We start from the raw sequence: 22,830 nt of genomic DNA, 5'->3' as shown, positions 1-22,830 counted from the left end.
GGCTTCAACCATTCGGACGCGCTTGTGGACTGCGGTGTGGTCCGGGCCGCCGGGACCCTGGCCCGTGAATCGAGAATCCGCCCGATGTCCTGCCCGGCACCCGCATGAGTTTTCCCGTGAGTTTTCCCATCCTGGCGGAGGCCCGGGACCCTGCCGACCTGATTGCCTGCCTCAACGCAACATCTGCCGAGTAACCTCTAGAGCGGCCAGGCAACGGCGATCAGGCCGACCGAGACGGCGACGACGATCACCTGGAGCGGCAAGCCCATGCGCCAGTAGTCGCCGAAGCGGTAGCCGCCTGGTCCCATGATCAGCGTGTTGTTCTGGTGTCCGATCGGCGTCAGGAAGGCGCAGGAGGCGCCGATTGCGACGGCCATCAGGAAGGCATCGGTGCTGACGCCGAGCGCGGTGGCGATGCCGACGGCAATGGGTGCCATGACGATGGCTGTGGCCGCGTTGTTCATGATGTCGCTCAGCGTCATCGTGATCACCAGCACCACGGTGAGAAGCAGCATGGGCGGTGCGCCCGCAAGAAGAGCCAGGAGCTGGTTGGCGATCAGTGTCGTGGTGCCGCTGGCCTCGAGTGCGCCGCCGAGCGGGATCATCGCGCCGAGCAGCACCAGCACCGGCCAGTCGATGGTCTCGTAGAGCTCACGCAGGCGCACATAACGCAACAGCACCATCATCAGCATCGCGATCGAGAAGCTGACGGTGATCGGTGCCAGACCGGCCGCCGAGGCGGCGATGGCGGCGGCGAAGAGACCGATGGCGGGCAGCGCCTCGCGTTTCTGGCCGAGGTGCAGGTCCCGTTCTGCGAGCGGCAGGCAGCCCAGGCTGGAGATCGACGAGGCCACCTGTTCGCGCTCTCCCTGGATCAGCAGCACGTCGCCGGCCTCGAACCGGAACGAGCGCAGGCGGCCGCGCACCGGCCGCCCCTGGCGCGAGACCGCGAGCAGGTTGAGGCCATAGCGGCTGCCCAGGCGCAGGCTGCTCGGCGTGTGGCCTTCCAGGCGGCAGCCCTGCGGAACGATGGCCTCGACCAGCGCGATATCTTCGGCATCGAAGGCCTCGGTGATGTCCGGGCCCGCACCGACCAGCTCGACACCGAGTTCATTGACCACCTCGGTGATTGCCTCGGGCGCGGCTTCGATCAGCAACACGTCATCGGCGCGGATGCGGATGTAGCGCGCCGAGCTCAGCAGGCGGCGGCCGCCGCGCACCAGGGCGATGCATTGGGCGTCCTTGGCAGCCAGCCGGTCGTCGAGTTCGTGGAGTGGCATATCGACGACATCCGCGCCTTCGGACACCGAGGCTTCTGTCAGGTAGTCGTCGATCGCGAAGAGGTCGGCCGGCACATTGCGTTTGCGCACCGAGGCTGGCAGCAGACGCCAGCCGATCCCCGCAACGAACACAATGCCGATCACGGCAACGGGCGCACCGACCGGCGTGAAATCGAACATGCCGAAGGGCTCGCTCGCCATATCGGCCCGGTACTGTGCGATGATCACGTTGGGCGGCGTACCGATCATGGTCGCAAGCCCGCCCAGGATCGAGCCGAAGCTCAAGGGCATCAGGACCATCGCGGGTGACCGTTCGGCCCTGGCGCAGGATTGCAGGGCCACCGGAAGCAGGAGAGCCAGCGCCGCCACGTTGTTCATGAAGGCCGAAAGCAAGCCGGCCACACCTGCCAGCACGGCGATATGAAGGGCCGGGCTCGAACTCGCCCGCACCACGGACCGGGTGATCATGTCGACCGCACCGGCGTTGGCCAGCGCCCTGGAGATCACCAGCACCGCCAGCACGGTGATGACAGCGGGATGGCCGAATCCCGAGAAGGCGTCCCGGGCCGGGATCAGGCCCGCCGCCACGGCCGCCATGAGCCCGCCGAAGGCCACGAGGTCGTAGCGCCAGCGGCCCCGGATGAAGAGCACGGTCACCGCGAGCACGATGACGCAGATCGCGATCTGCCCGGTCGTCATGACGGTGCCCGGATGACGGTGCCCGGTCTCATCCGATGTTGAAGTCGATGCCCTGGGCCAGCGGCATCTCGGCGCTCGCTGGCCGGACGCGGCAGGCACCCGGGAACCCGGCCTCCGGCACGCGCTCGCCGCCGGTCACCGTGCCGTCCCCGTCGATTGCGCGGGAGAGGGCCGCCTGCATCGACTGGAAGGCGCTGCCGTCCATGGTCGGGCCGACCGGTGTGCGCACGGCCATGTCGCCGCCCGCAGGGAACTGCTGCTGGATGTCGGGATCGTTGAGCCCGAGACCGTCGGAGACGGCTTTGGTGTCCATGGCGGCCTTCCTCTGGTTGCATCGTCTTGATAGAGCCATTTGCGGGCGGTTTGAACCGGTTCTCGCAACCGCGAAGACAGTGTCGCATCGCTACCGCAGTGTTGTGTCCGTCGTCGTGTTGTGTCCGTCGTCAGGCCGCCGGATTGAGTGCGGGAGTGGCATGCGATGGCCCAGGGTGTCGGTTTCGACATCCCTGTCTCGATCGGCTGGCATGGGCCGGATCGCGATCGTCGCCGCCCAGCGGTCGATAGATCACCAGCGGGAATCCCTCGCCGAAGGGCACCAGCGCCATGGGCGTCTCGGGGTTCTGGACGAGATCGGGCAGCGAGGGCAGGGCCTGTACCGTGATATCCAACATTCTAAGGTATAACCCCGAGTAATTGTTAGTTACATCTTGTTCGTTACTCCGGGCGGGCTAGCTTCTCCGAGTAATAACTCACAACCAACCCCAAAAAAGGTAATGCGGTGAAAAAGCTTCAACTCGCCAGTCTGTTACTTCTCACTGTTTTCATAGCGGGATGCGAGACGAGCGCGGTGCTCAGCGATGTGAGCGAAGACGCGGTTCGTGTGCAAGCAATGGGAAATGACCGCGCCATGATTATGCCCGAGGCGCGTAGGGGCTGCACAATCTACGGCAGGACACCCATCGAGATCAGCTATCGCTGTCTCGACGAATACTGCATTCAGAAGGAGTATCTGTTTGCCTGCAAGCCTCCCAAGTGATCGTTGCAAAGAGGTGCGCATCAAACTAACGATTTAACGCCCCGTTCCCCATGCGCCGTTGCATGGGGAACAAGCGTGTGGCAGGGTGCTTGTGCTGGGGTGCGCACTGCTCCCAGCGATAACCCCACCCCGGCAAAGTCGGTCGATGCGGCCGTGGTTGTCAAGCACCAAGCGCCGGGCGAGGTTGCATCCTGACCCGGCGGGGCGGCCAGTTCGTCGCCTGCGAGACTGGTGCGGCTCAGCCCGCGCTTTCGGGAAGTCGGGCGCGCAGCATGTAGTTCACGGCGATGTCGCGGCCAAGGTGCCAGCGGTTGTTCAGTGGGTTGAAAACAAGACCCGTGACATCCTCGACCGAGGCACCCGACGCACGAAGGTCACGGGCGAGCTCCGACGGTTTCACGAACTTCAACCAGGTGTGCGTGCCGCGCGGCACCCAGCGCAGCACGTACTCCGCACCGACGATGCCGAGCGCGAAGGAGCGTGCCGTTCGGTTCAGGGTCGACAGGATGATCAGGCCGCCCGGACGGACGCAGCGGCAAAAGGCCGCGATGAACGCGGCGCGATCGGCGACATGTTCGACGATCTCCAGGGCGACGACGGCGTCGAATGCGGTGCCGCCATCGGCGAGCTGCTCAACGGTCGAGGCGCGGTAGTCGATCGCGAGGCCCGACGTCCCGGCGTGAGCGCGTGCAACAGCGATCGCCTCGTCGGAAGCGTCGATGCCGGTCATTGTCGCGCCGAGCCTGGCCAGAGGTTCGGTGATGAGCCCGCCGCCGCAGCCGACATCGGCGATGGCAAGACCCGAAAGCGGCCTTTCTTCGGCCGTGTCCCGATCGAAATGCCCGGCCAGACTGTCCCGCAGATAGGAAAGCCGTATCGGATTGAGGCGATGCAGCGGCCTGAAGGGACCGTTCCGGTCCCACCAGCGGTCCGCGACCGCCGAGAAGGTTTCGATTTCGTCCGGGTCGACCGTCCCGCCGGCAGCGGGCGTCGCGCGGTCAGCTTGTTGCGTCGCCATGGCGGCGAGAGTATGCAGGGTGCGCCTCGCGCCGGAAAGCCCCCAGATCAGGTGCGGTTCCCGGAATCACGTTCATCAAGCGGGTTCAGGCGGCACCATGTCTCTTGTCGTTCAGAAGTTTGGCGGAACATCCGTCGGTGATCTTGATCGCATCACCAAGGCAGCCGAGCACGTCAAGCGTGCGGTGGATGACGGCCACCGGATCGTGGTGGTTGTCTCGGCCATGGCCGGCGAAACCGACCGTCTTGTCAGCCTCGTGCGCGCCACCGACACGGGTCAGGACGGGCGCGAGTACGACGCCGTCGTGGCCAGCGGCGAGCAGGTGACCTCCGGCCTTATGGCGCTGCGCCTCCAGACCATGGGTATCGCGTCCCGTTCCTTCCAGGGCTGGCAGGTTCCGATCGTCACTGACGATGGCCATGGCCGTGCCCGGGTCCGGGAGGTGCGGCCGGAGAACCTCCTGGCCGCGATCGAGGCCGGCATGACTCCAGTCGTCACGGGCTTCCAGGGCGTCACCGAGGAAGGTCGCACGGCGACGCTCGGGCGTGGCGGTTCCGACCTCAGCGCCGTCGTGCTGGCAGCAGCGCTGGGCGCGGAGCGTTGCGACATCTTCACCGACGTCGAGGGGGTCTTCACCTGCGATCCGCGGGTCGTTGCCAGAGCCCGCAAGCTCGATACGATCACCTATGAAGAGATGCTCGAGATGGCGTCTCAGGGTGCGAAGGTGCTGCACACGCGCTCGGTCGCCACCGCCATGAATAACCGCGTCAGGCTGCAGGTTCTCTCGACCTTCACCGGCGCCCCCGGAACTCTTGTTGTCGATGAGGACGAAATCTTGGAACAGCAGGTTGTCAGCGGCATCGCCTATTCCCGAGACGACGCCAAGATCACGATGGTGGGCGTGCCCGACCGGCCCGGCGTCGCCGCGGCCCTGTTCGGTCCGCTGGCCGATGCCGATATCAATGTCGACATGATCGTCCAGAACATCTCGCTCGACGGCGAGACGACCGACATGACCTTCACCGTCGCCAAGGGCGATCTCGACAAGACCGTCGGGCTCCTCGAAGGCATGAACGACGATCTGGGTGCCCAGCGGATCGAGCCCGATCCCGAGGTCGTGAAGGTCTCGGTGATCGGTGTCGGCATGCGCAGCCACGCCGGCGTTGCGGGCCGCATGTTCGAGGCGCTCGCGGAAAAGGGCATCAACATCCAGCTGATCTCGACATCGGAGATCAAGATCAGCGTGCTGATCTCCGAGGACTATCTCGAGCTCGCGTTGCGCGCGCTTCACACGGCCTATGGGCTGGATGCGGACGAGTAGGGGTGACGCGTCTTGACCACTGACGGGCTGGATCGACTGGCCGCGCTTTGGATGCCGGGCCGGCGCCTGCTCGGCGTGGATCACGCCATCATGGGGGGGGCGATGACCTGGGTGTCGGAGCGCAACCTGGTCGCAGCGATCTCGAACGCCGGCGGCTTCGGCGTTCTTGCCTGCGGCGCGATGACTCCCGATCTGCTGTCCACCGAAATCGCGGCCACCAAGGAACGCACATCCGCGCCCTTCGGCGTCAATCTGATCACCATGCATCCGGAACTCGATGCCCTGATCGACATCTGTGCCGACCACGGCGTGGGGCATGTCGTGCTCGCCGGTGGCCTGCCGAGCCTCGCCTCGATCCGCCGCATCAAGGAGCGGGGTGCGAAGGTCCTCGCCTTTTCGCCGGCCCTTGCCTTCGCCAAACGGCTGGTCCGCAGCGGCGTCGACGGTGTCATCATCGAGGGCATGGAAGCGGGTGGCCATATCGGGCCGGTCTCCACCAGCATCCTGGCCCAGGAGATCCTGCACGAGATTGCCGATGCGCCGATCTTTGTCGCCGGCGGCATCGGACGTGGCGAGGCGGTCGCGAGTTATCTGCGCATGGGCGCCGCCGGCGTGCAGCTCGGCACGCGGTTTGTCTGCGCCACGGAATCGGTCGCCCATCCCGCCTTCAAGCAGGCCTTCATGCGGGCCAATGCGCGCGATGCCCAGCCGTCGGTGCAGCTCGATCCGCGCTTTCCGGTCATTCCGGTCCGTGCGCTGGTCAACCGTGCGACCCGCGACTTTCTCGACAAGCAGAAGGAGATCATCGCCCGGCATGACAGCGGCGAGCTCGACCAGAAGCAGGCCCAGCTCGAGATCGAGCATTTCTGGGCCGGCGCCCTGCGACGCGCGGTGGTCGACGGTGATGTCGTGCACGGTTCGCTGATGGCGGGCCAGAGCGTCGGCATGGTGATGGGCGAGCAGCCGATCGCCGAGATTATCGCCGAACTTGTCGACCAGGCCGCCGAGGCGCTCTCGGCCGAATCCTGACACAACCGGGAATCGCCCGCGATTCAACGAGTCGCAACACGGACGGCTATTCAGAGCATGTTTGCCGCAGCGGGGGTGCAAATGTTACTGTTACAATCCGGCTGCGGATATCCGGGACAGTCGGAACCTTGGAACAGAGATGACGCAATCCGGACCGGATGACACGGGCGCCGACTCCACGGCCACCCCATTTCGCGATGTGAACGCCGACACGGCGAACCGACGCATCGCCGACGATCTGCGCCAGGCGCGCCTTGGTCGCGCCATGGAACTGCGCGAGGTCTCCGACATCCTGCGCATCCGTTCGGTCTATCTCGAGGCACTCGAGGACGGCCGGTTCGGCGATCTGCCGGGACCGACCTATGTCGCAGGCTTCCTGAGGACCTACGGCGATTATCTGGGTCTGGACGGCGAGGAACTTGTCCGTCGCTACAAGGACGTGTCCGGTGGTGTGCTGGCCCATGCGGAGCTGAGTTTCCCGGTGCCGGCTTCCGAGGCGCGCCAGCCCACGACGGCCATCATCCTGGGAACGCTGGTCCTGGCGATCGCCGGTGCCGCGATCTGGTACGTGCTCAACGAACGCAGCCGCGTCGATCTGGAACTGGTGCCGGAGGTGCCGGACGAAATCTCGTCTCCGGCAGCGGACGACAGCAACGCAACCTCGTCCGATGCCGCCGGCGAGGCTGTCGGCTCGAACGAAACAGCGACGGTGACGCCGGAGGTCACCGCCGAGCCTGCGGCCGAGATCGCAACACAGGTGGAAGCACAGGTGGAAGCCGATCCGGTCACCGAGCTCGAAGAGGCTGCTGAGCTGGTTGAGCCCGTCGTGGAAGAGGCTGAGGACGCGGCAGCCCCGGCTGTCGACGAGGAGACCGCGGCCTTTGCAGGGACCGATGCGTTGCTGGAGACCGGGAACGGCTATGTGCCGCGCATTTACGGCCGGACCAACACCGACTACCGGGTCGAGATCCGGGCGCTTGAGGAAACCTGGATACAGGTGGAGGGCGACAACGGTTCGATCCTTCTCACGCGTGTCCTGCTGCCCGGGGACATCTACCGGGTCCCCGACCGCGACGATGTGACGCTCGATACCGGCAATGCCGGCGGGCTCAAGGTCATGGTCGACGGTGCGCAGATCGCGCCGCTCGGCGAGCCCGGTGTTGTCGTGCGCAACATCCCGCTCGGGGCCGACGCCCTGCTTGCACGCTGAGCGGCGGTCACGGGACATTTTCTTTACCCAGGCAGGGGCCTGCGTTATCTCTGCGCCGAACCTCGGATAAGGCCTCATGAGCACTCCCGACACGGACCGTCCGGCGCGGCGCAAGAGCCGTCAGATCATGGTCGGCAACGTGCCGGTCGGCGGCGATGCGCCGATCACCGTCCAGTCGATGACCAACACGCTGACCGCCGATGTGCACGCGACATCTGCCCAGGTCAGTGCTCTCGCGGTCGCGGGCGCTGACATCGTGCGCGTGTCCTGCCCCGATGAGGAGGCAACGGCAGCCTTCAAGCACATCGTTTATGAATCGCCGGTCCCGCTCGTGGCCGATATCCACTTCCACTACAAGCGCGGCATCGAGGCCGCCGAAGCGGGCGCGGCTTGCCTGCGCATCAATCCGGGCAACATCGGCTCTGCCGAACGTGTGCGCGAGGTTGTGAAGGCCGCCCGAGACAACGGCTGTTCCATGCGCATCGGCGTCAACGCCGGCTCGCTGGAAAAGCATCTCCTGGAGACGTACGGTGGCCCGACGCCCGAAGCCATGGTCCAGAGCGCGATGGCTCACGCGCGCATCCTCGAGGACAACGACTTCCCGGACTTCAAGATCAGCGTGAAGGCCTCGAACGTGCCGCTGGCCGTCGGCGCCTATCGTGGTCTCGCCGCGGCCTGCGACTATCCGCTGCACCTTGGCATCACCGAGGCCGGCGGCATGGTCGGCGGCACGGTCAAGTCGGCCATCGGCATGGGCATGCTGCTGTGGAAAGGCATTGGCGACACCATCCGCGTCTCACTCGCGACCGATCCGGTCGAAGAGGTGCGAGTCGGCTGGGAAATCCTCAAGTCGCTCAACCTGCGCCAGCGTGGCGTCAATATCATCGCCTGTCCGTCGTGTGCGCGACAGCAGTTCAATGTCACCGAGACCGTCGGTGAACTCGAACAGCGCCTGGCGCATGTCGATGTGCCGCTCACGGTGTCGATCATCGGCTGCGTCGTGAACGGGCCGGGCGAAGCGATGATGACCGACATCGGCCTGACCGGCGGCGGCAAGGGCAACCATCTCGTCTACATGTCGGGCAGTGCCGACCACAAGGTGGGTTCGGCCGACATCGTCGAACACATTGTCGAACTCGTTGAAGCCCGCGCCGCAGAGCTGAAGGGCGACACGAACGACCACACCGCCGCCGAATAGCCGCAGCGGAACCGAGTCGTGGCGAGCAAACTGCAACCCGTTCGTGGTATGCGCGATCTTCTCCCCGAGGATTGCCGCGCCCACATGCGCGTCGAGGACGCCTGCCGGCGTATCTGCAACCGTTACGGCTATGGCGAGATCAGAACGCCGATCCTGGAGGTGACCGGGGTCTTCTCGCGCAGCCTGGGTGATGCCACCGACGTGGTTCAGAAGGAGATGTACACCTTCGAGGACCGCGGCGGCGAGAGCGTCACCATGCGGCCCGAGAACACCGCGAGCGTCGCCCGCGCCGTGCTGAGCAACGGGTTGCTCAACGAGGTGCCGCTCAAGCTCTGCTACGCCGGTCCGATGTTCCGCTACGAGCGGCCGCAGAAGGGGCGCTATCGCCAGTTCCATCAGATCGGCGTCGAGCTCTTCGGGGTGCCCGAACCGGCCGGGGATATCGAGGTCATCGCCATGGGTGCCGATGTGCTCGAGGACCTCGGTCTGCTTGCCGACACGAGGCTGGAGATCAACACGCTGGGTGATGCCGAGAGCCGCGAGGCATACCGTGCCGCACTCGTTGCGTTTCTGGAGTTCCACAAGCACGACCTGAGCGAGGACAGCCGCGGTCGGCTGACACGCAATCCCATGCGCGTGCTCGATTCCAAGGACGAGGGCGACAAGGCGATCGTGGCCGATGCGCCCTCAATCATGGATCACCTGACCGACGACGCGCGCGGCTTCTTCGATGCCGTGCTCGGCGGGCTCGATGCACTCGCCATCGCCTACACGGTGAACCCACGCATTGTCCGCGGGCTCGACTACTACTGCCACACGGCCTTCGAGTTCATGACCGAGAACCTCGGCGCCCAGGGCACCGTGATCGGTGGCGGGCGCTACGACGGACTGATGCAGCAGATGGGCGGTCCGCCCCTGCCGGGTGTCGGCTGGGCGGGCGGCATCGAGCGGCTCTCGATGCTGGCGGGTGCGGGCGGCGATCCCGTGCGGCCCGTGGCGATCGTGCCGCTGGGCAAGACGGCAGAGAAACAGGCCCTGGCCCTGGCCCATGCGCTGCGCCGTGCCGGCCACGTCATCGATCTGGGCTACCGCGGCAACATGAAGCGCCGCATGCAACGCGCCAACAAGGTGAATGCGAGCCATGCCGTGATCATGGGTGATGACGAGCTTGAATGCGGTGTCGTCGCCCTTCGCGACCTCGACACCGGGGAGCAGACCGAACTCCCGATCGATTCCGTGAGCGCGGGTCTGCCGCGCCGGGGATAGCCTTGGCGAACCCGGAACATATCGCCGTCGGCGCCAACCATCGCACCGCATCGCTGGAGATGCGTGAGGCGATGTTCGTTGCGCGCGACGAGACGGCCGCCTTTTACAAGTTGCTTGAGAGCCGGGGTTTTTCCGAAGCCATGCTGATGTCGACCTGCGACCGCGTCGAGATCCATGTGGTGCATCCGGAGCCGGCGAGCGCCGTCGGTGCCTTGCGTGATCTCCTGGCACAGCGCGCCGGAATCGTACCGATGGACGAGCGCCTCTACGCCTACACCGGCCGCGCGGCCATGCGGCAGCTCTTGGCCATCGCGGCGTCGCTCGACAGCCTTGTTGTCGGTGAGCCCCAGGTATTGGGTCAGCTCAAGGAAAGCCATCGCCGCGCCGCCGACGTCGGCATGGTCGGCTCCCAGCTCGAACGGCGTCTGCAGGGCGCCTACGGTGTGGCCAAGCGGGTCCGCAATGAGACCAGGATCGGCGAGCGCCCGGTCTCGATCGCATCGGCGGCCGTGGATGTCGCGCGCGAGATTCACGGAGATCTCAGCCGGCGCAGCGGCCTGCTGATCGGCGTCGGCGAGGCGGGTGAACTGATCGCCGCGCGCATGCTGAGTCACGGGCTCGGCCGCCTGAACCTGCTGCATCATCGTCCGCGTCTGGCGCAGAGCGTGGCCGAGAGATTGGGCGTCAATCTGGTTCCCGGCGACCGGCTCGCCGAAGAACTCGCCGAGGCCGACGTGCTGATTCTCGCTGTCGGCGCTGGGGGGTACGCGGTCGCCGTCGATCAGATGAAGGCGGCTCTGAAGGCTCGGCGGCGCGCGCCGATCTTTCTTGTCGACGCCGGCATTCCGCCCGATGCCGATCCGGCGATCGATCGGCTCGACGACGTATTTCTCTACAACCTCGATCATCTGGAGCACGTGGCGATGGCCGGGCGCGCCGTACGCCAGAACGAAGCCGATGCAGCATGGGCGATCGTCGACGAGGCGCTCGTTTCGATCCTTTCTGCCGACGCGCAGCGCGATGCTGTTCCTGCGATCGCCGCGCTGCGCAGCCGGTTTGAAGCGGTAAGGCAGGATGTTCTTGCAGGACGTGCCGCTGACAACGCAGACGAAGCGACACGAGTTCTGGTCAATCGCCTGCTCCATGATCCCAGCACGGCGCTGCGTGCCCTGGCCGAACGCGAACCCGGTTCGGTGACCGATGCCGAACGTCTGCTCGAACGCCTGTTCTCGTCGGCAGAGGAGGGGCGATGAGCCTGGAAGAGAGCCTTGGCCGTGTCGTTCTGCGTCACGAGGAGTTGGCCGCCCGTCTGGCAGGGGAGAGCGGCGGTGGCGAGGAGTTTGTCGCGATGTCGCGGGAGTACGCCGAGCTCTCGCCCGTCGTCGCTGCGATCGAGGCCTTGCGCGCGGCCGAAAGCGAGCTGGTCGCTCTCGATGAGATGATTGCAGCCGACGACGACGCCAAGATGCGCGAGCTGGCCCAGGCCGAGCGTGACGCTTTGCAGGAACGCCTGCCGGATCTGGAGCACGCCATGAAGCTGCTCCTGATCCCGAAGGACGATGCCGATCGGCGCAACGCGATCCTCGAGATCCGTGCCGGCACTGGCGGCCACGAGGCCGCGCTCTTCGCCGCCGATCTTCTGCGCATGTACCGGCGTTACGCCGAAACCCACCGCTGGCGGGTCGAACTGATCGACATGAGCGAGAACGACATCGGCGGTATCAAGGAGGCGCAGGTCCTGATCTCGGGACAGGACGTGTTTTCTCGTCTCAAGTATGAGTCGGGTGTCCATCGGGTGCAGCGCGTCCCGGTCACAGAGTCCAGCGGCCGCATCCACACCTCGGCTGCAACGGTCGCGGTGCTGCCGGAGGCCGAAGAGGTCGATGTTCGGATCGACGACAAGGACCTCAGGATCGACACCTTCCGCGCGTCCGGTGCCGGCGGCCAGCACGTCAACAAGACCGACAGCGCGGTTCGCATCACCCATCTGCCGAGCGGGATCGTGGTCTCGCAGCAGGATGAGAAGTCGCAGCACAAGAACCGCGCCAAGGCGATGAAGATCCTGTTGTCGCGCCTCTACGACGAGGAGCGCCGGAAGCTGGACGGGGAACGCGCGGAAAGCCGGAAGTCGCAGGTCGGCAGCGGTGATCGCTCCGAACGTATCCGGACCTACAACTTTCCCCAGGGTCGCCTGACCGACCACAGGATCAACCTCACGCTCTACAAGCTCGATGCCATCGTCGCCGGCGACGCGCTCGACGACGTGATCGCTCCGTTGATCGCCGAGGATCAGGCTGCGCGCCTGGCCGATCTCGATTGAACGACAACACCGTCGGTGGGCTTGCGGCCGGCATTCGGGACGCGCTTGCGCGCGCCGGCATCGATAACCCCGCCTTCGAAGCGCAGGTTTTGCTGGCCCATGTCACGGGCCGCGATCGTGCCTGGCTGAAGGCTTACCCCGAACACAGCCTCGCTCCCGATACCGTTGCGGATCTCGTTTCCATGGCAGAGCGTCGCGCACGGCGCGAGCCCATGGCCCAGGTTATCGGCACACGGGAGTTCTGGAGCCTCGATTTCAGGGTCATATCCGACACGCTGACGCCACGGCCCGACACCGAGGCCATCGTCTCGGGCTGTCTGGAGCTTGCCGCCGAGTATGGCACACCCCGGATGGTCCTCGATCTGGGAACCGGAACCGGATGTCTGCTGCTGTCTCTTCTGGCCTCCTGGCCCGAAGCCGTTGGGCTGGGGATCGACCGATCGCCCGCCGCAATCACCGTGGCGGAGCAAAATGCCGGGCGACTGGGTATCGGCGCGCGCGCCAGCTTTGCTGTCGGCGACTGGTTCTCGGCGGTCTCGGGGCGGTTCGATCTCGTCGTTTCGAACCCGCCTTACATTCCGAGCGACGAGATTGCGGGGCTCGAGCCGGAGGTGGCGCGGTACGAGCCGAGGCTGGCTCTCAATGGCGGACCCGACGGCATGGCCTGCTATCGGATCATCCTCGCGGCCCTTCCGCGTCATCTCGAATCGGGCGGTCATGCCGTCTTCGAACACGGGGCCGGGCAGGGGGGCGATCTCGAAGGACTGGTGCAGGACCACGGCTTGGCGGTGGCGAGGGTCTTTCACGACCTTTCGGGACACCGGCGCGGGCTGGCGCTACGTCTCTAGGATCAGATGGAAAAGGCTAAAAAACCGCTTGGAAACTGTGCAAATGTTCATTACGATCCAAGTTGCGCATGGCGGGAAGGGGCATGGCCCCGAAGCGGGACGTTGAGGAAACAAGACCGCTTGTGCCGGGCCAGATGGCCTCACCACCAGGTTGTTGTTATCGGACGCAAGGCGTTCGCACTGGTGTTTTGGCATGGCAGCGCGGCAGGCATTTGCAAACAGCGAGAGTGACGATCTCATGAGACCTGGCAGTTCGGGCAAGCGGTCCCGCAACAATCGTGGATATATGCGTCGTGGCAGCGGTGGCGGCGGCGGTCGCAACCAGTCCTTCGAGAGTACGGGACCGGACGTGAAAGTCCGCGGCACGGCGCAGCAGGTGGCCGACAAATACACGGCCTTGGCCCGTGACGCGTCGTCGTCGAGTGATCTGGTTGCGGCCGAGAACTATCTGCAGCACGCCGAGCACTACCAGAGGATCGTGAACCTGCATGCCGAGCGTGCCGCGGAGCGTGCCGCCGAACAGCAGCGTGAGCGCGGCGACCGCGAAGAGCGAGACGATCGATCGCCACGGGAGAATCGCTTCCAGCGCCAGGGCCGCGAGCAGGATGCGTCCGACGAAGAGCGCGGTGAGGCCGAGGTCGAGAGCCGTACGCTGAAGCTGGCCGCGGAGGATGGTGACAGTGAGGGCGAAGAGCAGCCCAAGCCTGCACGGTGGTCGCGCCGCAAGTCGAACGGCTCCGGCAACAATCGCGATAGCGATGCCGAAGACGCTGCCGCGGTGCCTGCGGCTGGCGAAGAGCAGTGGGCGGCCGGCTGACGCCTTGTAGGTTGAAGTGAGGTTGGGGTTGGCGATTGGGCCGTCAACCCCTTGTGTTGCAAAAATAGCACATCATATACGGTCCAGATCGTTGAACCCGAAGGGTGACGCAGCATGGACTTTGAACGTTATACAGATCGCGCCCGCGGCTTCGTGCAGGCGGCGCAGACCCTTGCCCTCGCGCGCGGCCACCAGCGGCTGACCGCTGAGCATCTCTTGCACGCGCTGCTGGCCGACAACCAAGGCCTGGCGGCGGGACTGTTGCGTGCCGCCGGCGCCGACGCCGGGCAAGCGCTCAACGCCACCGATGCCGAACTGGGTAAGCAGCCGGTCGTGGACGGCACTGGCGCTGGCCAGGTTCACCTGACGCCTGAACTTGCTCGTGTCTTCGAGAGCGCGCCGAAGCTTGCGGAGAAAGCCGGCGACAGCTTCGTCACGGCCGAACGGCTTCTCATGGCGCTCGCCGTGGACGAGGGCAGCCAGGCCGCCTCGATCCTGCGCACGTCGGGCCTCACGCCTCAGGCACTTGAAGCGGCCATCGCCGACATGCGCAAGGGCCGCACGGCAGATAGCGCCAGCGCGGAGGAAAGCTACGATGCGCTCAGGAAGTACGCCCGCGATCTGACCGAAGCGGCACGCAAGGGCGACCTCGATCCCGTCATCGGACGTGACGAGGAGATCCGTCGCACCATGCAGGTGCTGTCGCGCCGCACGAAGAACAATCCCGTGCTGATCGGTGAGCCCGGTGTCGGCAAGACCGCCATCGTCGAGGGTCTGGCGCTGCGCATCATCAACGGCGATGTGCCGGATTCCCTGAAGAACAAGACGCTGTTGTCGCTCGACCTCGGCTTGATGGTCGCGGGCGCGAAGTTCCGTGGCGAGTTCGAGGAGCGCATGAAGGCCGTGCTCGAGGAGATCGAGTCCGCGGACGGCGAGATCGTCGTCTTCATCGACGAGCTCCACACGCTGATCGGGGCCGGCGCGGCCGAAGGCTCGATGGATGCGTCGAACCTGCTGAAGCCGATGCTGGCGCGCGGCAAGCTGCACTGCGTCGGCGCCACGACGCTCGATGAGTATCGCAAGCACATCGAGAAGGACGCCGCTCTGGCACGCCGGTTTCAGTCGGTCTTCGTTGCCGAACCCACGATCGAGGACACGATCTCGATCCTGCGCGGTCTCAAGGAGAAGTACGAGCTGCATCACGGCGTGCGCATTAGCGACAGCGCGATCGTTGGCGCCGCCACGCTCTCGAACCGCTACATCACCGACCGCTTCCTGCCGGACAAGGCCATCGACCTGGTCGACGAGGCCGCGAGCCGCCTCAAGATGGAGGTGGACTCCAAACCCGAGGAGATCGACGAGCTTGACCGTCGCATCATCCAGCTCAAGATCGAACGCGAGGCACTCAAGAAGGAGGACGACAAGGGGTCCCGCGACCGGCTTGAGAAGCTGGAGCGTGAGTTGGCCGACCTCGAAGGTCGCTCCTTCGAACTCACATCCGAGTGGGAGAAGGAAAAGGAACAGCTCGCTTCGTCCCAGAAGATCAAGGAGGAGCTCGACCACGCACGTCTGGAACTCGACCAGGCCCAGCGCCGCGGCGACCTCGCGCGCGCCGGCGAACTGGCCTATGGCGTGATCCCCGATCTCGAAGCCGGGCTCACCGCGTCCGAAGAGGCGGAGGCCCACCGCATGCTCGAGGAGGCGGTGACCGACGACCACATCGCCGCCGTGGTCTCGCGCTGGACCGGCATTCCTGTCGACAAGATGCTCGAGGGCGAGCGCGAGAAGCTGCTCCAGATGGAAGACGGTCTCGGCCGCCGCGTGGTGGGCCAGAGGGACGCGCTGGTCGCGGTCTCCAATGCCGTGCGCCGTGCGCGCGCCGGTCTGCAGGATCCGAACCGGCCCATCGGCAGCTTCATGTTCCTCGGCCCCACGGGCGTTGGCAAGACCGAGCTCGTGAAGGCGCTCGCCGAGTTCCTGTTCGACGACGAACACGCGATGCAGCGCATCGACATGTCCGAGTTCATGGAGAAACACGCGGTCTCTCGCCTGATCGGCGCGCCGCCGGGTTACGTCGGCTACGAGGAGGGCGGTGTCCTGACCGAGGCCGTGCGTCGCCGGCCCTATCAGGTCGTGCTGTTCGACGAGATCGAGAAGGCGCACCCCGATGTCTTTAACGTGCTTCTCCAAGTGCTCGACGACGGCCGGCTCACCGATGGCCAGGGCCGCACGGTCGACTTCAAGAACACACTGATCGTCATGACGTCGAACATCGGTGCCGAGTTCCTTGCGGCACTCGGCCAGGACGACGAGGCAGAACTGGCGCGCGAGCAGGTGATGAACGCCGTGAAGGGCCACTTCCGGCCGGAGTTCCTCAACCGGCTCGACGAGATCATCCTGTTCCACCGCCTCAAGCGTGAGCAGATGGCGGCGATCGTCGATCTCCAGATGGCGCACCTGCGCAAGCTTCTGGCCGACCGCAAGATCACCATCGCGCTCGACGAGGCCGCCACGGAGTGGCTCGGAACCGAGGGCTACGACCCCGTCTACGGCGCCCGGCCGCTCAAGCGTGTGATCCAGCGCGAACTGCAGAACCCGCTCGCCGAGCTGCTGCTCAAGGGCGAGGTCAGGGACGGCGTCACGGTGACCGTCACGGCGACTGCGCTCGGTCTCGTCATCAACGGCGCGCCCGTCGCGACCGGGGAAGCCGCCTAGAGCATATCCCGTTCAGATTGAATCAATCTGAACGGGATATGCTCTGAGTCTCTGGATTCAGAGCGGATTCTCGCACCCGGTTGGAACCGCCTGCGGTTCCAACCGGGTACGATCCACTCTGGAGCGCCCCTGTTTGGCTCTCGGGCATGATCTGACCGCCGTCAACGATGATAGTCTGGCCGGTGACGGAGCTCGCCTCGTCGCTGGCGAGACAGAGGGCGGCATGCGCGATGTCCTCGGGCATGCCGACGCGGTTCCGCCCGCCTTTTCAATCTCGCGCGCGACCTTCTCGCCGCGCCTCACAGTGCGTGTGGCGATCAGGATCCTGGCGCCCTCGCGCGCGAACACCCTGGCGATACCCTCACCGATACCGCGACCGCCACCGGTTATCAGTGCTGTCCTGCCTTCCAGTCGTCCACCCATCATCCCCTCCTGAAGCGTGTGGACGGGAGGCGGCGTCAGGAACGCATGATCGCCAAACATCCCCTCGCCTCTCCGGTGAGAGGGCAGTGCAGACTGGGCGAGGAACAAGCCTCGTCGGAGCCGGTTGAGGGGGAACCGGTGGGACGGTTCGCACCATCGACCCCTAACCCTCCCACCGCTGACGCGTCGGGTCCCTCCCTCTTCCGATCCCGGGAAAGGGGGGCTGATGTTGTCGGGTTTCAGGGCTCCAGGGGAGCGTGCAGGGTCTGGCCTTCGACGCGGATGCCGCCGCGTACGGCGCCGCGTTCGATCGCGCCGTAGCGCTCGGCAAACCAGTGCGGCAGTTCGCGGCCGTCGTGGGCGCTGAGCCACAGGCGCAGAAGATGGCGCTTGCGCTCGGGCTCCGGCCAGTCCTCGTAGGGTGTGCGGGCGTGGAGAATCTGGTGGTTGTGAAGCACCTGGATGTCGCCGGGCTGAAACGCCATGTCGAGCCTGATCGTGTCGTCTTCGGCCAGCGCATCGACGAGGTCCAGCGCCTCGATCTGCTCAGGCGTGAGGCGCGGCACATCCAGTCGGGTCTGGGCCGCCTCGATAAAGGCGCGGGCATAGACGCACGTGATCTCGCCACCGACATCGTGAAAGATCGGCATCGGATAGGTCGGCTGCTTGCCGGGCGGGACCTCGTCCTTGCGGTCGGTCGGGAAGGGTTCGGTCAGCACCCGCGCCAGGTCTGGCCTGCGGCGCACGACTTCGTTCCAGACGGTGGTCGAACTGCAGAGCGCGCTGGCACCGCCGGCTTTCGCGCCGTGCAGACAGAGCAGGGCCACTATGTCGCAGGAATCGGTGTGGTACTCCTGCCGTGCATTGGTCGTGTAGATGCGCGTCATGGGATCGGCCGGATCGTTGCCCAGGTCCTTCACATGTCCGAGGACGTGACCGACCGCATTCTGCGGCACGGCAACCCCGAGTCGGGAGCCGATCAGCCAATAGGCCAGTGCCGATTGCCGTCGGCTCCAGCGTTCCACGGGTAGGCCGCGCAGCAGCACGAAGCCGCGACCACGGACAACCTCGTCCTCCACACCGGTGAGCACAGCGTCGAGCGCCGGCATGTCTGTGTTGTCTCGGCTGACGGTTGTGATGTCGCGCGCCTCGTCCAGCGCGGCCATCGCCGACTCGAGCTCGGCGATGTGGGCTTCGGTGAACGAATGAAGCCAGGACCCGTCCTGTGCCATCGCGGGACCGTACCACGCTGCGGGCCCGTCGACCGTGCGCAGCCCGGCCTCAGCCATCGGCGAGATGTCCTGCCTTGATGTAGAGCGTGGTCGGCATGGTGGCCTCGAGCACGAGCGGGGAACCGGAAGGGTAGCGAAGCCATGCCCCCTCGGTCAAGGCCTTGTCGCCGCCCCGGGTGGCGCCCTCCATGACGAAGATTTCCGTGCCGCCGGCACGGTCGAGGCTGAGAGCGGTACCGGTTTCCATGCGGATCTGGCGGACCGTCTCGGCATGACCGCTCTCGCTGTAGAGCAGCTTCTCGGAGATGCCGTCTGTGTCCGTCGGCTGCCAGTCCACGGCCTCGGTCTTGATGAGCAAATGGCTGCGCTCAACCTGGATACTGGCGCAGCTTCACGAACAGCCGGCAGCCCTCCTCGGAGTACGGGCCGTGTTCAAATCCCTCGGGGTTCAGCAGGTAGCTGCCGGCGGGATAGTCGCCCGTCTGGTCCGAGAAGATACCCTCAAGCACGAGGATCTCCTCGCCGTCGGGGTGAGGGTGCGCATGGAACCTGCTGCCGGGATCGTAGCGCACCACCGACGTCACACGACCCGATTCCGGTGGCCCGACACGATCGAGGCGCTTGCGCCACACGGTCGGGCTTGGGCTCGGTTCCCAATCCATCGCCGCAGTGTTGATCGCCACGGGCACGGAAAGATCGTCGTTCAGGCCGTCGGTCATTGATGGGTCATGATGGTCTACGTCACACTGTCCGAACGATATGGCGATGCTTGCCGACGATTGCGATGTCACAGGCCGGTGAAGATTGCCCGTACCCTGCCGGATCAATTCGGCGGTCGCGGCCATGGACACGCCGCAGTACTCGCGCGGGCTCTCCACGATCATGCTGGATCGGCTCAGAGCAACGGTTTTGGAAAACGAAACGATCTGGCTCATCGGTCGAGTGCAGCGGGTCAGGGTGCGCTGACCCAGAGGATGGCCGCATCCTCGCTGCCGACCGAGACGCAGGCGTGCCCCATGCGCCCGTCGTAGTAGATGCTGTCGCCGGCCTTCAGCGTTACGGGTTCATAGCACTCGGTGTAGAGCGCCATCGTGCCGCTGAGCACATGGCAGAACTCCTCGGTGTCGTGGCGGTCCCAGTCGGCGAAGTCGTCGAGGGAGCGGGCGCGAACGACCAGTTCGAACGGTAGCATGGCCTTGTGCGCGAGGTCCTCGGCGAGCGGCCGGTAGTCGTAGTGATCGGTCTTGCAGGGGGGGTTGTCGCCGCGGCGGGTGACCGACCGTCGGCCGGCGGCGCGGTGACCGCCGGTCGCGCCCAGCAACCTCTGGATGTCGAGGTCGAAACCGTCGGCGAGCTTCTTCATCGTATCGAAGGTGGGCGACATTTTGCCCTTCTCGATCTTGTAGAGCGACGAGCGCGAGAGACCGATGCGGACCGCGGCATCGTCCAGGCTCCAACCGCTTTCGGTCCGCAGCTCGCGCACGCGTGCGCCGAGATCAAGGCTTGTCGGGGCGCTGCGGGATGCGGTGTCGTCACCGGTCCGGACGAGGGCGAGATGCGGATCGGGGGGCATGACAAAAGGTTCTCTTGATATCGAGAATAACACTATAGTATCACACTGTGACTCGCAAGCCGAACCGGGAGAGGACAATGATCAGGGCCATCAACGTCGCCGATGCGACCGCCGCACTGACACCCATTGTGGATCGTGGACCGCAGACGACGGAAGCGGAGGTCGAACATGCCTTCGCCGAACTCGGCGGTGGCGATTTCCTCGATTGCGGCGTCTTCCTCGGGCGCTTCAACGGCAACGCTGGATGGGAGCGGCACATGAAGGGCGACGAGTTCGTTCACGTGATCGGCGGGTCCACGAAGTTCGACATCATCATCGACGACGAGAAACAGACCCTGGAACTCGATACCGGCATGGTCGTTGTCGTGCCGCGCGGCTGCTGGCATCGCTTTTGCTCCGACGAGGGCGTCACGCTGCTGACCGCGACCCCGCGCAAGGACGAGATTCACACCTTCGTCGAGGATCCGCGTACCGATCTCTGAACTTCAGACACAAGTCTGCGCAAAGGCAGCAACGGCCTCACGCCAGGTCTCCAGCAGCACCAGCTGTCTGTCCGGCGGTCGTTTCTTTCCGTCGGTCCGTCGATCCGGAACTCAGTTGCCACTGGCAACCAGCGGTTCTGCGAGGTGTTGGGCGAAGAGCGCGTCGCGCTCGTCGCGCACGACATAGAACGCGTCGCGCTCGTCGCCTTCGAGGATCTCGCCGGACGGCAGGTTCACATCGAGCGGATTGATCTGCTCGTTGTTGACCAGAACCTCGTAGTGCAGATGCGGGCCGGTCGAGTTGCCGGTGCTACCGACATAGCCGATGACCTGCCCCTGGCGAACCCGGTTGCCTTCGCCCAGGCCGCTGGCATACGCGCTCATGTGGGCATAGGCCGTCTTGTAGGTGCTGTTGTGGCGGATGCGGATGTAGTTGCCGTAGCCGCCGAACCAGCCGAGGTCCTCGATGATGCCGTCGCCCGCTGCCACGATCGGCGTGCCGGTCGGTGCGCCGAAATCGACGCCCTTGTGCATGCGGGTGTAGCCGCTGAGCGTGCGCATGCCGAAGTTGGACGTGATGCGCGCGCCGTCGATCGGCGTACGGATCAACGCCTTGCGCACGCTTTCGCCGCGCTCGTTGAAGTAGTCGATGAAACCGCTTGAGGGTGTGAACTGATAGATTGGCAGGCTGACGCCCGAGACCCGCAACGTGGCATAGAGCAGTGTGCCGTAGCGCACGACGTTGCCCTCTTCGCCGACATACGCCTCGTACAGCAGCTCGAAACTGTCGCCCGACCGGATCTCGCGCTGGAAGTCGACGTCGAAGCTGTAGGCCCGGATCATGTCGGCCAGAACCGCGGGCGGGACGCCGCCGTCGAGCGCGGCCTGATAAAGGCTGCTGTCGATGTGGCCGACCGTGGCGCGCAGGACCCGCTCGACCGGAAGCTCGACCAGCCGCGAGACAAAGCCCTCCTCGTCGCGCGCGACCTCGACACGCTCGCCGGCACGTGGGCTGAGGCTGATGTTGAGCAGACCGTCCTCGTCCATCGTCACGTCGATGATCTGCCCGGCCTGGATGCTGCGGGGATCGAAGACGTCGCGCAGGGAGTCGACGGCCTCGTCGGCCTGCACCGTGCCGATGCCAAGCCCTGTCAGGGCGTTCATGAGGATGCCGCCGGACGGGATCTCGACCGAGATCAGTTCGATTCCCCCGCTCGGCTCTTCTGGCCAGGGTCCGAAACGCTGTGGCTCAACCACGGCCAGCGCAACATTGAAGTCCGAGAGATCGACGTGGCTGCTCGCGGCCCGGATGCCGTAGCCGCCGTCGCGCTGGACCACCACCGACCACGTGCCGCCTTCCGGTCGATCGAGCGAGAGGGCGACGATCCTGACGCCGGAGAAGTCCTCGTCGGTGATGACGACCATCTGCTGTCCGGCGTCCATGGAGTTGAGATCCATCTCGGCCGCGAGCAGGGCGACGATCTTGTTGATCTCGTGTCCGTTGGGCGTCAGCAGCCGAAGCAGGTTCGGGACGGTCTCGTCTTCCTGGATCGTGAACCAGGACTGCTCCGCAGAGGCCGAGAGTTCGAGTTCACTCTCGATGTCGCTCACCGGCGCGGGGTCGTCCCCGTAGTCCGGCACGGCCGCCACCACCGTCTCGGCCTCCTCGGCGACGGCCTCGGGGTCACCGTCGGGCTCCTGCTGAATCAGGGAGTCGATATCGGCGGCCGGCGAGACCCTGGCCAGGTTGCCGGTGAAGACGGGGTTGATCGGTGTCGTGATCCGGCCGGCCATGAAGCTGTCGCCCTGGAGGTCGGCCTGAACGTAGAGGTCTTCCTTGATACGGATGCTGACAGTGACCAGCAATTCGCCGTCGCCGTTGTCGTCCTCGAAGGCGACCTTGACCTCCTGGCCGATCTGAAGATGACGCAGATCGTAGTGTGGTCGGAGCGCGCGGATCGCCCGATCGGCCTCGATCCGGTCGGCGCCCGCGCGCAGCAGGATCGACATCAGCGTGTCGCCCTGTTCGACCGCGAGCTCGTCGATGCTGATCGGACGGGCGAAGTCGACAAATTCGGGGATCGGCGCCTGCTCCGCTGCGGCCGGATCGGCCTCTGCGCCCTCCTTGGCGAGAACCTCATCGTCGGTGGCCTCCGTCACTTCGGATGTCGCAACAGCCGGCGGCAGGGCCGTGGCGATCTCATCAAGGTCACTGATGCGTTGGCCTTCGAAACCGACATCGCCGTCGGGGCGGCTGACCAGAATCAGGCCGTTGTCGCCGGCATCAAGCACGACCAGACCGAGCCGCTTCAGGCCCGAGCCCGCCGGGCCGTCAACCAGCGTGACGTAAAGCTGCTGCCCGA

General features: G+C 65.5%; 21 protein-coding genes (1 of these 21 running past the window's edge). 11 read left to right on the top strand and 10 right to left on the bottom strand.

Going from position 1 to position 22,830, the window contains the following annotated elements; translation table 11 throughout:
- Nucleotides 1-197: 197 nt before the first annotated feature.
- The 4 genes from GDA49_02410 to ubiG form a co-directional block, all read right to left on the bottom strand.
- On the bottom strand, nucleotides 198-1,979 hold the full coding sequence (locus GDA49_02410; protein ID MBC6439265.1) for an anion permease: 1,782 nt from the start codon (nucleotides 1,977-1,979) through the stop codon (nucleotides 198-200).
- A gap of 28 nt (nucleotides 1,980-2,007) precedes the next feature.
- Entirely contained in the window at nucleotides 2,008-2,292 is a 285-nt protein-coding gene (locus GDA49_02405; GenBank protein ID MBC6439264.1) for a hypothetical protein, read from the bottom strand.
- A 130-nt stretch (nucleotides 2,293-2,422) separates the two neighbouring features.
- Nucleotides 2,423-2,650, bottom strand: a complete 228-nt coding sequence (locus GDA49_02400) for a hypothetical protein (protein ID MBC6439263.1) — start codon at nucleotides 2,648-2,650, stop codon at nucleotides 2,423-2,425.
- 603 nt (nucleotides 2,651-3,253) lie between these two features.
- Nucleotides 3,254-4,033 (bottom strand): bifunctional 2-polyprenyl-6-hydroxyphenol methylase/3-demethylubiquinol 3-O-methyltransferase UbiG, encoded by a 780-nt coding sequence (ubiG, locus tag GDA49_02395; protein ID MBC6439262.1) that lies wholly within the window; start codon nucleotides 4,031-4,033, stop codon nucleotides 3,254-3,256.
- 97 nt (nucleotides 4,034-4,130) lie between these two features.
- On the opposite strand from ubiG, the gene GDA49_02390 reads away from it, so the two are divergent.
- From GDA49_02390 to clpB, 10 genes are all read left to right on the top strand, one after another.
- A complete protein-coding gene (locus GDA49_02390) occupies nucleotides 4,131-5,354 on the top strand; it encodes an aspartate kinase (protein MBC6439261.1) in 1,224 nt (407 codons plus the stop codon).
- A 51-nt stretch (nucleotides 5,355-5,405) separates the two neighbouring features.
- Nucleotides 5,406-6,383, top strand: a complete 978-nt coding sequence (locus GDA49_02385; GenBank protein MBC6439260.1) for a nitronate monooxygenase — start codon at nucleotides 5,406-5,408, stop codon at nucleotides 6,381-6,383.
- A gap of 139 nt (nucleotides 6,384-6,522) precedes the next feature.
- The gene (locus tag GDA49_02380) at nucleotides 6,523-7,593 is read left to right on the top strand and encodes a helix-turn-helix domain-containing protein (protein ID MBC6439259.1); all 1,071 of its coding nucleotides are present in this window, start codon (nucleotides 6,523-6,525) and stop codon (nucleotides 7,591-7,593) included.
- 76 nt (nucleotides 7,594-7,669) lie between these two features.
- Nucleotides 7,670-8,791, top strand: a complete 1,122-nt coding sequence (gene ispG, locus GDA49_02375) for a flavodoxin-dependent (E)-4-hydroxy-3-methylbut-2-enyl-diphosphate synthase (protein MBC6439258.1) — start codon at nucleotides 7,670-7,672, stop codon at nucleotides 8,789-8,791.
- 48 nt (nucleotides 8,792-8,839) lie between these two features.
- On the top strand, nucleotides 8,840-10,057 hold the full coding sequence (locus tag GDA49_02370) for a histidine--tRNA ligase (GenBank protein MBC6439257.1): 1,218 nt from the start codon (nucleotides 8,840-8,842) through the stop codon (nucleotides 10,055-10,057).
- 2 nt (nucleotides 10,058-10,059) lie between these two features.
- Nucleotides 10,060-11,310 carry a glutamyl-tRNA reductase gene (locus GDA49_02365; protein MBC6439256.1) on the top strand — a complete coding sequence of 417 codons (1,251 nt, stop codon included), beginning with the start codon at nucleotides 10,060-10,062 and terminating at the stop codon, nucleotides 11,308-11,310.
- Nucleotides 11,307-12,377, top strand: coding sequence for a peptide chain release factor 1 (gene prfA, locus GDA49_02360; GenBank protein ID MBC6439255.1), 1,071 nt, complete (start codon nucleotides 11,307-11,309; stop codon nucleotides 12,375-12,377). Before GDA49_02365 ends, prfA begins: the two co-directional genes overlap by 4 nt.
- Before the next feature lie 32 nt (nucleotides 12,378-12,409).
- Nucleotides 12,410-13,225, top strand: coding sequence for a peptide chain release factor N(5)-glutamine methyltransferase (gene prmC, locus GDA49_02355; protein MBC6439254.1), 816 nt, complete (start codon nucleotides 12,410-12,412; stop codon nucleotides 13,223-13,225).
- Between the two features lie 238 nt (nucleotides 13,226-13,463).
- Entirely contained in the window at nucleotides 13,464-14,042 is a 579-nt protein-coding gene (locus GDA49_02350) for a DUF4167 domain-containing protein (GenBank protein ID MBC6439253.1), read from the top strand.
- Between the two features lie 114 nt (nucleotides 14,043-14,156).
- The gene (clpB, locus tag GDA49_02345; protein ID MBC6439252.1) at nucleotides 14,157-16,757 is read left to right on the top strand and encodes an ATP-dependent chaperone ClpB; all 2,601 of its coding nucleotides are present in this window, start codon (nucleotides 14,157-14,159) and stop codon (nucleotides 16,755-16,757) included.
- 57 nt (nucleotides 16,758-16,814) lie between these two features.
- Here the strand turns inward: clpB and GDA49_02340 are convergent, their stop codons facing one another.
- From GDA49_02340 to GDA49_02320, 5 genes are all read right to left on the bottom strand, one after another.
- Nucleotides 16,815-17,183: an SDR family NAD(P)-dependent oxidoreductase gene (locus GDA49_02340; GenBank protein MBC6439251.1), complete on the bottom strand. Its 369-nt coding sequence runs from the start codon at nucleotides 17,181-17,183 to the stop codon at nucleotides 16,815-16,817.
- 236 nt (nucleotides 17,184-17,419) lie between these two features.
- The gene (locus tag GDA49_02335; protein ID MBC6439250.1) at nucleotides 17,420-18,469 is read right to left on the bottom strand and encodes a TauD/TfdA family dioxygenase; all 1,050 of its coding nucleotides are present in this window, start codon (nucleotides 18,467-18,469) and stop codon (nucleotides 17,420-17,422) included.
- Nucleotides 18,462-18,770 carry a cupin domain-containing protein gene (locus GDA49_02330; GenBank protein ID MBC6439249.1) on the bottom strand — a complete coding sequence of 103 codons (309 nt, stop codon included), beginning with the start codon at nucleotides 18,768-18,770 and terminating at the stop codon, nucleotides 18,462-18,464. The genes GDA49_02335 and GDA49_02330 overlap by 8 nt, the downstream gene beginning before the upstream one ends.
- Before the next feature lie 10 nt (nucleotides 18,771-18,780).
- Nucleotides 18,781-19,131 carry a cupin domain-containing protein gene (locus tag GDA49_02325; protein ID MBC6439248.1) on the bottom strand — a complete coding sequence of 117 codons (351 nt, stop codon included), beginning with the start codon at nucleotides 19,129-19,131 and terminating at the stop codon, nucleotides 18,781-18,783.
- A gap of 233 nt (nucleotides 19,132-19,364) precedes the next feature.
- Nucleotides 19,365-19,985, bottom strand: coding sequence for a helix-turn-helix transcriptional regulator (locus tag GDA49_02320; protein ID MBC6439247.1), 621 nt, complete (start codon nucleotides 19,983-19,985; stop codon nucleotides 19,365-19,367).
- A 77-nt stretch (nucleotides 19,986-20,062) separates the two neighbouring features.
- Between GDA49_02320 and GDA49_02315 the strand changes: the two genes are divergently transcribed.
- On the top strand, nucleotides 20,063-20,467 hold the full coding sequence (locus tag GDA49_02315; GenBank protein ID MBC6439246.1) for a cupin domain-containing protein: 405 nt from the start codon (nucleotides 20,063-20,065) through the stop codon (nucleotides 20,465-20,467).
- A gap of 111 nt (nucleotides 20,468-20,578) precedes the next feature.
- Here GDA49_02315 and GDA49_02310 read toward each other — a convergent pair whose 3' ends face one another.
- Nucleotides 20,579-22,830, bottom strand: the 3' portion of a protein-coding gene (locus tag GDA49_02310) for a peptidoglycan DD-metalloendopeptidase family protein (GenBank protein ID MBC6439245.1). It continues 1,066 nt past the right edge of the window; the window shows 2,252 of its 3,318 coding nt (coding positions 1,067-3,318); its start codon lies beyond the right edge, outside the window; it ends in the stop codon at nucleotides 20,579-20,581.

The sequence above is a fragment of the Rhodospirillales bacterium genome (genome assembly GCA_014323865.1).
Lineage (GTDB): Bacteria > Pseudomonadota > Alphaproteobacteria > SP197 > SP197 > SP197.
The sequence above is the reverse complement of the archived record's forward strand: the minus strand, read 5'-3'. Positions and strand labels throughout refer to the sequence as shown.

Excerpts from the sequence above, each read along its gene's own strand:
- GDA49_02370 (MBC6439257.1), top strand. The coding sequence starts at position 8,840 with ATGCGCGATCTTCTCCCCGAGGATTGCCGCGCCCACATGCGCGTCGAG.
- GDA49_02340 (MBC6439251.1), bottom strand. The coding sequence starts at position 17,183 with ATGATGGGTGGACGACTGGAAGGCAGGACAGCACTGATAACCGGTGGC.
- clpB (MBC6439252.1), top strand. The coding sequence starts at position 14,157 with ATGGACTTTGAACGTTATACAGATCGCGCCCGCGGCTTCGTGCAGGCG.
- GDA49_02350 (MBC6439253.1), top strand. The coding sequence starts at position 13,464 with ATGAGACCTGGCAGTTCGGGCAAGCGGTCCCGCAACAATCGTGGATAT.
- GDA49_02315 (MBC6439246.1), top strand. The coding sequence starts at position 20,063 with ATGATCAGGGCCATCAACGTCGCCGATGCGACCGCCGCACTGACACCC.
- GDA49_02405 (MBC6439264.1), bottom strand. The coding sequence starts at position 2,292 with ATGGACACCAAAGCCGTCTCCGACGGTCTCGGGCTCAACGATCCCGAC.
- ubiG (MBC6439262.1), bottom strand. The coding sequence starts at position 4,033 with ATGGCGACGCAACAAGCTGACCGCGCGACGCCCGCTGCCGGCGGGACG.
- GDA49_02385 (MBC6439260.1), top strand. The coding sequence starts at position 5,406 with ATGCCGGGCCGGCGCCTGCTCGGCGTGGATCACGCCATCATGGGGGGG.
- ispG (MBC6439258.1), top strand. The coding sequence starts at position 7,670 with ATGAGCACTCCCGACACGGACCGTCCGGCGCGGCGCAAGAGCCGTCAG.
- GDA49_02390 (MBC6439261.1), top strand. The coding sequence starts at position 4,131 with ATGTCTCTTGTCGTTCAGAAGTTTGGCGGAACATCCGTCGGTGATCTT.
- GDA49_02335 (MBC6439250.1), bottom strand. The coding sequence starts at position 18,469 with ATGGCTGAGGCCGGGCTGCGCACGGTCGACGGGCCCGCAGCGTGGTAC.
- GDA49_02410 (MBC6439265.1), bottom strand. The coding sequence starts at position 1,979 with ATGACGACCGGGCAGATCGCGATCTGCGTCATCGTGCTCGCGGTGACC.
- prfA (MBC6439255.1), top strand. The coding sequence starts at position 11,307 with ATGAGCCTGGAAGAGAGCCTTGGCCGTGTCGTTCTGCGTCACGAGGAG.
- GDA49_02380 (MBC6439259.1), top strand. The coding sequence starts at position 6,523 with ATGACGCAATCCGGACCGGATGACACGGGCGCCGACTCCACGGCCACC.
- GDA49_02325 (MBC6439248.1), bottom strand. The coding sequence starts at position 19,131 with ATGACCGACGGCCTGAACGACGATCTTTCCGTGCCCGTGGCGATCAAC.
- GDA49_02320 (MBC6439247.1), bottom strand. The coding sequence starts at position 19,985 with ATGCCCCCCGATCCGCATCTCGCCCTCGTCCGGACCGGTGACGACACC.
- GDA49_02400 (MBC6439263.1), bottom strand. The coding sequence starts at position 2,650 with ATGTTGGATATCACGGTACAGGCCCTGCCCTCGCTGCCCGATCTCGTC.